The 6,863-nt window shown below is 65.3% G+C and carries 7 protein-coding genes; 4 read left to right on the top strand and 3 right to left on the bottom strand.

Translation table 11 applies throughout. From position 1 onward, the window contains the following. Window positions 1–517, top strand: a 517-nt coding sequence (locus VML93_RS26985; protein ID WP_325615321.1) for an alpha/beta hydrolase, incomplete at its 5' end; no start/stop codon positions are given. A gap of 279 nt (window positions 518–796) precedes the next feature. On the opposite strand, the gene VML93_RS26980 is transcribed toward VML93_RS26985, so the two are convergent. The 3 genes from VML93_RS26980 to VML93_RS26970 all read right to left on the bottom strand — a co-directional run bounded on the left by VML93_RS26980 (window position 797) and on the right by VML93_RS26970 (window position 4,423). After that, window positions 797–3,106: a hypothetical protein gene (locus tag VML93_RS26980; protein ID WP_325615320.1), complete on the bottom strand. Its 2,310-nt coding sequence runs from the start codon at window positions 3,104–3,106 to the stop codon at window positions 797–799. After that, complete coding sequence (locus tag VML93_RS26975) at window positions 3,106–3,357, bottom strand: hypothetical protein (protein WP_325615319.1); 252 nt, start codon at window positions 3,355–3,357, stop codon at window positions 3,106–3,108. Before VML93_RS26975 ends, VML93_RS26980 begins: the two co-directional genes overlap by 1 nt. Window positions 3,358–4,066: 709 nt before the next feature. Beyond that, window positions 4,067–4,423 carry a hypothetical protein gene (locus VML93_RS26970; protein WP_325615318.1) on the bottom strand — a complete coding sequence of 119 codons (357 nt, stop codon included), beginning with the start codon at window positions 4,421–4,423 and terminating at the stop codon, window positions 4,067–4,069. Here VML93_RS26970 and VML93_RS26965 point away from each other — a divergent pair. From VML93_RS26965 to VML93_RS26955, 3 genes are all read left to right on the top strand, one after another. Further along, window positions 4,422–4,673, top strand: coding sequence for a hypothetical protein (locus VML93_RS26965; RefSeq protein ID WP_325615317.1), 252 nt, complete (start codon window positions 4,422–4,424; stop codon window positions 4,671–4,673). The two genes, VML93_RS26970 and VML93_RS26965, sit on opposite strands and share 2 nt — an antisense overlap. A 402-nt stretch (window positions 4,674–5,075) precedes the next feature. After that, window positions 5,076–6,221: an LLM class flavin-dependent oxidoreductase gene (locus VML93_RS26960; protein ID WP_325615316.1), complete on the top strand. Its 1,146-nt coding sequence runs from the start codon at window positions 5,076–5,078 to the stop codon at window positions 6,219–6,221. A 189-nt stretch (window positions 6,222–6,410) separates the two neighbouring features. Beyond that, window positions 6,411–6,848: a VOC family protein gene (locus VML93_RS26955; RefSeq protein WP_325615324.1), complete on the top strand. Its 438-nt coding sequence runs from the start codon at window positions 6,411–6,413 to the stop codon at window positions 6,846–6,848. The last annotated feature ends 15 nt before the right edge of the window (window positions 6,849–6,863 follow it).

Here is a 6,863-nt window from a genome sequence, read left to right as displayed (position 1 = left end):
CGTTCTTGTCGGCCATTCGCTGGCCGGACTGATCGTCCCCGGCGTAGTCACCCAGCTCGGATCGTCGAGGGTGCGCGAGCTGGTCCTCGCGACAGCGTTCGTCCCTCCCGAGGGCAAGTCACTCGCGGACTCGCTGACCGGGCCGTTCGCACCCACCGCTCGGCGCAAAGCGAGGAAAGGCGGGCTGAGTCAAACCCGAGCCCTGGGGGTCCGGTTCGCGCTCCTCAACGGAATCCCCCGCGCCCGAAGGAAATTCATGGCCGGCAAGGTATACCCGGAATCCGCCCGGATCCTGGGAGAGAAGGTGACGCGGCAGCGAATGCCCGACGACGTTCCGCGCACCTGGATCCTGACCCTGCGAGACCGTGCGCTCTCAGTGAAAATGCAGCGCCAATACATCGATGCGCTCGGGGGCGTGCAGACACTCTTCGCGATGGACACCGGCCACTGCCCGATGGTCAGCGAGCCGGAACGGCTGGCGCAGATCCTCGTCGAGCGCTGCCGCCTGTACGCGTAGCGCCGGTGAACACCGTGGCGTCGCCAGTAGCTGGGGGCGTCCCGCGCAGCCCAGCGAGCAGGAAGTTGGTGTGACCGACAACGACCACTGAGACGGACCTCTGAGACCACAGCGTCGGCAGCCGGCTACAGCAGCAGCCATCGCAAACCAGAAACGGCAAATTTGCGCAGCGGTGTGTGGACAACAGCACCTCGACTCGAATCCGAATTGAGCCGGGGGCGGACGGCTGGACATGGTGGTGCCCGCGAATCGCGCAGATGCGCTGCCGCGCAATAGAACTCAGACCATGACCGCGCCGAACGGCAGGACCACTTCGGCTGCTCGTGCGGCGTAGACGATGTCGGCGGGTGCGCTCTCCCAGCACAGCAGCGTCTCCAGACGACGGCAGAACGCGTAGTCGGCCATATACCGCACCACCGCGTCGGGCTCCTCGATCCCGGTCAGCCCCGGACGCTGCGAGCCGGCCAGCAACCGCGCCGACTCGTACTCTCGGCGCAGCACCGCCCACTCCTTCACCGACGGGACGCGCCCCGACACCAGCAAGCGGGCCACCGACACCGCCGCGGGCGACAGTTCCGGGCCCGCCCCAAAAGCCACCGCCTGGGTGACCTCACGGCAGTACTCGTCGACGTCGGCGACATCAGCATGCTGCAACGTGTCGAACAGTGCCGGATTCACCGTTTCCAACCGATGCGAACGACCCCGGGTCAACCGCGACGCCTCGGCATCGGTAGGACCACCCGACGGGGCCACCCCCAACGCCACATCCTCGACCGCATCGCTGATCAACTCCGAGCGGGTCACCCACGTCGTGGCGATCGCCGACACCACGTCCCCGCGATCGCGGATCGCGCGCAACGCCGTCTCGGCCGGGTTGAACCAGCCAAACCAACGCGCATCGAAATCGGCGTCCAGCCCCGCGGCCAGCGGCGCGCTACGCGGCAGATAAACCCCCACCGGGATATAGCCCGCACCCTCGTTGGTGGCGATCCACATCTCCGGCAACCCCGAGGCACCCCGCGCGATCGCCACCGCCCAGTCCAGACCCGGATTGACCACACACGACGCGGCCGCCAGATCGGCCACCGTCGCGCGCGCCAACTCCAAATCGGTCATCGAGGTCTCCCGACGCACCCGCGTCGGAGTCGAATCACGCACCGCCGCCGGCACCAAACCCGGACCACCAGCACCGCCCCCACCGGGGGGAACGTTGGGGGGCGGCGGAGGCGGCACCGATCCCAACGCCCCGCCACCAGTCGGTGTCGTTGCCGCACTCGGCGGCAACACCGACCCATACGGCGTCATCGGCGCACCCATCCCCCCACCGCCGGCTGGGGCCGCCAACGGCGCCTCCGCCGCCGCGGGAGCAACCGCGGCCGACACCGGCGCCGCCGACACCGGCGCGGTCTCGCCCACCGGGGCCGCCAACGGCCCCAGCGGGGCTTTGGGCACGGCCTGCTGTGCGGCAGCCAAGGCTGGCGCCATGCCACCGGCCCCAGCGGCCAACCCACTGCCGAACTGCGAATTCATCGCCTGAGAAATCGCCTGTGCCGCCTGACCTTGCAGCCCGGCCGGATTAGCGAAATTGCCGCCCGTACCCATCAAGCCACCCGGCCCGAAACCACCCATCAAGCCCGACAACGGCCCGAGCCCGCCACTGCCCAGACCACTCAACGGCGACCCAGAACCACCAAGCGAAGGCATCGACGGCATCGACGGCACTGACGGCATCGACGGCATGAAGGGACCCGTTGGTTCCGGCTTGGCTCTGCCGTCACCAGTGATGTCTCTGCCGCCGCTTGGCACGTCTGGGTGTCTGTGCGGCGGGAACGGTCCGGGCACGCCATCGCCGTCCGGGGTCGTGCCCACTGGCAAGTCCGTGTGGCGGTCACCTCCCTGGGGAGGCGGTCCGCTTCCGGGGCCCGTGGGCCCTTCCTGGGGGAATGGCCCGAATCCGAGTGGCGCTGTTTGACCCGTGACGTAGCCCAGCAACTCAACCCCGTAGCCGCTGATTTCGGTCCGTGCCTTAGCGACGATCAAGCTGACGCCCACCGGCGAGCCATGATTCGTTCGCAGCGAATTTTCGATCTCTCGTGTGGCAGTGTCGTGTGCCTCGCGCATTTTGCGCTTCGCACTGCGAATGTCCTCACTAATCGTGCGCACTCCACTAGCGCCCTTGTTAATCAGATCGACGCCACGGCCATGCAGGCCGTCTTCTTGCCGGTAGTGCGCAACCGCGGCAGCTTGGGCATCGCCGTCGGTCCAGTTTTCGTGGAAGACCAGATCGGCGGTCGCTCTGGCGTCGTCCGCCGCAGCTTCCTGCTGCTTTGCCGCGGTCCCCAGATCATCGGCAAATTTCGACCACGCCGACTCTGAGGCCATTGGCCACACGCCAGGATCAAGCAGCGCATACGTGTACAACCCCGACGGTTTCGGGATATCTCCACCGCCGGGCATCCCCACATGTGGCACGAACCCGTCGGGGGCCGGCTTAGCGGCGATCACTTGTCTCAAGAGTTGATCGGCGATCCAGCGGTGCCGGTCCTCCCACGCGGGCGGACCCGGCGACGCGGAATTGACAGCAGCCATCAGTGCGGCAGCCCACACGCATCGGCAAGCCCGTCCGTTGCTGCATTGGCGACGTCGTTGAGCCTTTTGAGTTCATCGATCCCGGTGTTGCCCAATGCCGCGTTGTTCAGGTCAACCTCGGCGTCGATGTACCTCTTCGCAGCCGAGGCCACCTCGGGCGGGGTCGCTGGCGAGAGCGCAGCCTGAACCCCCACAATGCTTCCGACGCCACGCAACACCACTGGTACGTTGAGTTCTCCGTTGTTTCGCACGCCGCCGTGTCCTTGCTGTCCGCGTGTGGAGACGTCAAATACTTGGCATAGCCGTTGTTTTGCGGCGGCTTGGTCGGCGGGGCTGTACTGCGGCTGAGGGCCGGCTGGCGCGGTCATTGGCGCCGGTATTGTCGGCGATGCCGACGGGGTTGCCCCGTTGCCCTTGGTCACCGCGTACGTGATGGCCGCAGTCGCGGCGATCACACACACCAGCACGACCGCCGCGCCCCAGATACGGGTCCAACGGCCCCGAGCAGAGGGCCCACTCGCGGTCGGAGGCGCTACGGCCGGCGCGGCCGGCAAGCTGAAACCCGGATCAGGCGCCTGCGACGGAGGCACGGCGCCTGATGATGAGGACCCCGGCGGCGACCACGGCGATACCATTCATTAATCCCTTGCTAGGTCGTCAAAGATGCCGCGGATGAAGCCTCGGCGGCCGCGACCGCACTGGTGCTGCCAGCACTAGCCGCTAATCCGTGGCCCGTTAACGCTTCTAGCTCTATAGCCCACCCACTCAGCACGTTGATCAGTGTCGCCATGTAGACGGCGGTATAGTTATCGATCTGCGGAGGTGTAGGAAGACCCCGGCTAACCGCCTGAGCCCGCGTCAAGCCGGCGCTAGCCAAGCCCGCTCGTGTGGCGTCGGGATCCATCTCGAATTTCGCAGCCATGAGCCGATGCTACCGGCGACGTGGCTGGTATACATCGGCTAACCTGCGCGTATTGCGCGGAGCGCCCGATCCGCTGGGTTCCCGGCGACGACTTTGTCCCGAAGGGCTACCACCTGGGCCGCCGAGTCCAAGAATTCTCCAAGAGGTCCGCCGCCAAAATGTTGTCGCGAGGACGGGCGGCGGATTACTAACTCGATCGAATGAAAGCGAAATTGACTTGCCCGCACGCCTCCGACAATGAAAGGCGCTGCCGAATTCGGCGATCGAATTAACAATTCAGCGCCCGAGAAATGCAAATCAAACCCCAGATTGGAGAAAATGATCATGACTACGCCATACAGTGCAACGCTGTCACCGGTCACCACAACGGACCGCCATCCGAACACCAGGGCCATGAAGATCATGCTCGCCGCCGCTGGCCTGCTCACCGCCCTGTCCGTCGCCGCCTGCGGAGCCGGTGGTCACAGCCAGTCATACGACGCCGGCTACAAGTGGGCGTCCGGGAATAGCCTGGCCAAACAGCAGGCCGCCTTGATGGGAGCCAACACCATATGCGGCAGCTGGTCGACGCAGCAGGCTCAGGGGCTCAATGCGCAGGAATGGATTCAGGGCTGCAGTGACGCTCTGGCGAAAGACAAATCATAACTCCGCCTGCAAAAACGGGCCGACAACTCCTCGCTCCGAGGCGTTATCGAGCAGCGCACAGTTCGAGGCAAAGATCGGTTGGCGGCGGGCGCCCTTTCGGGGGGCCACGCTGCCGGCGCCGGACGCCATTATCGGGCCGATCAATAAGGATGGGTCGCTGCCGAGCGCCACGACTCGGGGCTGGCTGCCCGCAACGATCGGCCACTGGAAACGGACTGGCGCGGCCTGGTGTCGGTCCATCAGTGGCGTCGGCGCCGAATCGCTTCGGCCCCAAGGTTTCCGAGGGCATGGGTACACCGACAAGCCGCAATACCAGGCATTTTGCGCGCCCTCGGCCCAGTGCGGTAGCCGCTTACTCTAAACATCCGTCCTGTGCCGTGCGACGCTGCGACCATGTCAGCTATGAGTGGATTTCGTGTGGCACTGGCCAATCAGATCCTGAATTCGCGCTACTCGGCGACGGCGCTTGCCCGCAGCGATTACCTGACCGCCATGGCGGCCGGTCTTGACGCCTACTGGGTGGGCGATCACCTCAACGCACTGTTTCCCCGGTCGATTTACACACCGGAGTACCTCGGCGTGGCGAAACTTGCCCCGAAGATCGACGCCTGCCTCGAGCCGTGGACGCTGCTCGGACATCTTGCCGCTCGCAGCCGGTTCGGCCGGGTGCGGCTCGGTGTCGGCGTCACCGACGCCAGTCGCCGCAACCCCGCGGTCACCGCACAGGCCGCCGCGACGCTGCATCTGATTTCCCGGGGCCGTGCGATCCTCGGCATTGGCGTAGGAGAGCGCGAGGGCAACGAACCGTATGGCGTCGACTGGACCAAGCCGGTGGCGCGATTCGAAGAGGCAATCGCCACCATCCGCGCCCTGTGGGACTCCGGCGGCGAACTCGTCTCGCGTGATTCGCCGTACTTTCCGCTGCATAATGCGCTGTTTGACCTCCCGCCCTACCGCGGCAAGTGGCCTGAGATCTGGGTCGCCGCCCACGGGCCGCGCATGCTACGGGCCACCGGCCGCTACGCCGATGCCTGGTTCCCGGCGATGGTGCCAATTCCCAAAGACTATGCACAGGGCCTGCAAGCGGTGCGCACGGCAGCGTCCGACGCCGGCCGCGACCCCATGTCGATCATCCCGGCGGTTTGGCTGTTTGTCGTCACTGGCGGCAGCCGCGACGAGGTCGACGAAACGTTGAATTCCACCGCCGCGAAGGCCTTTGCACTCAATGTTCCGGCCGAACACTGGGCGAAGCACGGCGTGGAGCATCCACTGGGAAGCAACTTCACCGGCGGCCAAGACTTTCTTCCGCAAACACTGGACAAAGAGACCGTGCTGTCCTACACACGACGAGTTCCGGTGTCGCTATTGAAGGATGTACTTCTAACGGGGACACCGGAGGATGTGATCGACCAGGCCGCCGAGTGGCGCGACCACGGGCTGCGTTACCTGGCGGCCGCCAGCCTCAGCATGCTGCAGCCCAAGCTACGCAAGAGCCTGGCCACCGCGGCACCATTCTTCAAGGTCTTGCGCGGGTTGAAGAAACTGTGAGATCGCGAGGTTCCTGCCGAGAGGGCAGAACGGGATCGGCGTGCGCCTGCGCTTCACGGGTTCGAAAGCAGTTGTCTCCCAATGTTTCTTCGAGGCAAGGCGCCGTGTCTATGGTCCGCTGGATTTCCCCGTGGGCGGCCAGAATCTCGGTCTGTCAAGGCTTGATGATCCATCGATAGCATGCCAGGCATGGCCATCAAACTTGAGAACGTCGGCATCGCCGTCCGCGACCTCGAAGCAACGATCGCCTTCTTCACCGACCTCGGTCTCACGGTAATCGGTCGTGACACGGTCAGTGGTGAATGGACCGACACTGCCGTTGGCCTTGATGGCAACCACGCCAACATTGCGATGCTCCAGACGCCAGACGGTCACGGTCGCCTCGAGCTCTTCGAGTACATCCACCCCGAGGCGATCGAGTCGAAGCCCACCAGTCCCAACGAGATTGGCATGCACCGCGTCGCGTTCTCAGTCGACGACATCGACGAAGCCCTTGAGATAGCCGCAAGGCACGGCTGCCGTCCGCTTCGCGGCGTCGCGACCTATGCGGACGTCTACAAACTCACGTACATCCGCGGTCCCAGTGGCATCATCGTGATGCTCGCCGAGGAGCTCAAGAAGAACTAACGTTCGCTCATGGGT

Source organism: Mycobacterium sp., from assembly GCF_035499775.1.
Lineage (GTDB): Bacteria > Actinomycetota > Actinomycetes > Mycobacteriales > Mycobacteriaceae > Mycobacterium.
Note: the sequence above shows the minus strand (reverse complement) of the source record. Positions and strands in the feature narration are given on the sequence as shown.

Bases quoted from the DNA above. Each gene is read 5' to 3' on its own strand.
- VML93_RS26965 (WP_325615317.1), top strand. From the start codon at position 4,422: ATGAAGATCATGCTCGCCGCCGCTGGCCTGCTCACCGCCCTGTCCGTC.
- VML93_RS26980 (WP_325615320.1), bottom strand. From the start codon at position 3,106: ATGGCTGCTGTCAATTCCGCGTCGCCGGGTCCGCCCGCGTGGGAGGAC.
- VML93_RS26960 (WP_325615316.1), top strand. From the start codon at position 5,076: ATGAGTGGATTTCGTGTGGCACTGGCCAATCAGATCCTGAATTCGCGC.
- VML93_RS26970 (WP_325615318.1), bottom strand. From the start codon at position 4,423: ATGGCCCTGGTGTTCGGATGGCGGTCCGTTGTGGTGACCGGTGACAGC.
- VML93_RS26955 (WP_325615324.1), top strand. From the start codon at position 6,411: ATGGCCATCAAACTTGAGAACGTCGGCATCGCCGTCCGCGACCTCGAA.